The sequence below is a fragment of the Herbaspirillum sp. B65 genome, from assembly GCF_000333555.1.
Lineage (GTDB): Bacteria > Pseudomonadota > Gammaproteobacteria > Burkholderiales > Burkholderiaceae_D > Herbaspirillum > Herbaspirillum rubrisubalbicans.
Genome location: NZ_BADI01000153.1, coordinates 1 through 1,454, shown reverse-complemented (window position 1 = coordinate 1,454; position 1,454 = coordinate 1). Strand labels below are relative to the sequence as shown.

1 protein-coding gene is annotated in these 1,454 nt (G+C 63.0%); it reads right to left on the bottom strand.

Annotation, left to right across the window (positions count from 1 at the left end; translation table 11 throughout):
• Positions 1-208: 208 nt before the first annotated feature.
• Positions 209-1,384 carry a Tol-Pal system beta propeller repeat protein TolB gene (tolB, locus tag I5W_RS04050; RefSeq protein ID WP_252716883.1) on the bottom strand — a complete coding sequence of 392 codons (1,176 nt, stop codon included), beginning with the start codon at positions 1,382-1,384 and terminating at the stop codon, positions 209-211.
• Positions 1,385-1,454: the final 70 nt, after the last annotated feature.

The following is a 1,454-nucleotide window of genomic DNA, read 5'->3' as shown; positions in this document are numbered from 1 at the left end:
CCCCTGGTGCCGCAGATCGAAAAGGCCACGGGGATCAAACTGCAGCTCAATTACGCCGCCACGCTGGAGGCGGTTGAACGCTTGCAGGCAGGCGACGCCACTGATCTGGCCTGGCTGGCCAACAATCACTATGCGATGCTGGTGCCAGATGCCAAGTCCAAGATCATCGCCTCGGAGCGAACCATGCTCACGCCAGTGGTTCTGGGCCTCAAAGCAAGCAAAGCGAAAGAACTGGGATGGGAAAACAACCCTCAATTGACTTGGAAAGATATTGCAGTCGCCGCCGAGAGCCATTGGTCAGGTCCAGCGCATAGAGCTGGAACAGACCGTCGCGACGCGAGATGAAGGCCAGCGTCTTGCCGTCAGGCGAAATGCGGGGGCTGATGTTGTAGCTGCCATTGAAGGTGACGCGCTGCGGCGTGCCGCCATCCAGGCTCACTTTGTAGATTTGCGGGCCGCCGCTGCGGTCGCTGGTGAAGTAGATGCTACCGCCATCAGGCGAGAACTGCGGTTCGGTATCGATGCCGGCGCTGTTGGTCAGGCGGCGCAGGCCGGAGCCGTCGGCATTGATGAGATAGACCTGGGTCAGGCCATCGCGGGTCAGGGCCACGGCCAGGCGCGAGCCATCCGGCGACCAGGCCGGGGCCGAGTTGCTGCCCTTGAAGTTGGCCACGATGGAGCGCTGGCGCGTCACCAGGTTCTGGATGTAGACCACCGGCTTCTTCATCTCGAAGGAGACGTAGGCGACCTTGGTGCCGTCAGGCGACCAGGCCGGCGAGATGATGGGCTCGTTGGAGCGCAGCGCTACCTGGGTGCCTTCACCATCGGCGTCAGCCACTTCCAGGCGGTATTCATTGCCGGACTTGGTGACGTAGGAGATGCGGGTGGAGAAGATGCCAGGGATGCCGGTGAGCTTCTGGTAGATGTCGTCGGCGATCTTGTGCGCGGTCAGGCGCAGCAGTTGCGGCTGGGCACCGATGGACAGGGCCGAAAGCTGGGTCGATTGCACGGTGTCGAACAGGCGGTAGCGCACGTCGAAGCGGCCATCGGCCAGGCGCGTGACGCTGCCCACGGCCAGCGCATTGGCGCCGCGCTTTTGCCAGTCGGCATAGTTGATGGCCGAGGAGTCCGAGAGCGCATCGCCATTGTCGATCAGCTTGAAGATGCCGCTGCGCGCCAGGTCGGCCTTGACCACCGGGCTGATCTGTTGCGGTGCCGATTCTTCGCCGGGGAAGGCAGTAATGGCAACGGGAATCTGGGACGCGCCCACGCCGGTGATCTCGAAGCGGATCTGTGCCTGCGAGGCCGGGGCGAACGACAGGCCGGCCACCGCCACGGTGGCGGTGGCAAGGCGGGTCAGGGTCAGGTAACGGGCTTTAATCATCGGTTACTGATCTTTCGGGTATGGGTGAATGTGAAGCTGGACGGTACCTTGCCATCCTTGTCGGCCGGGA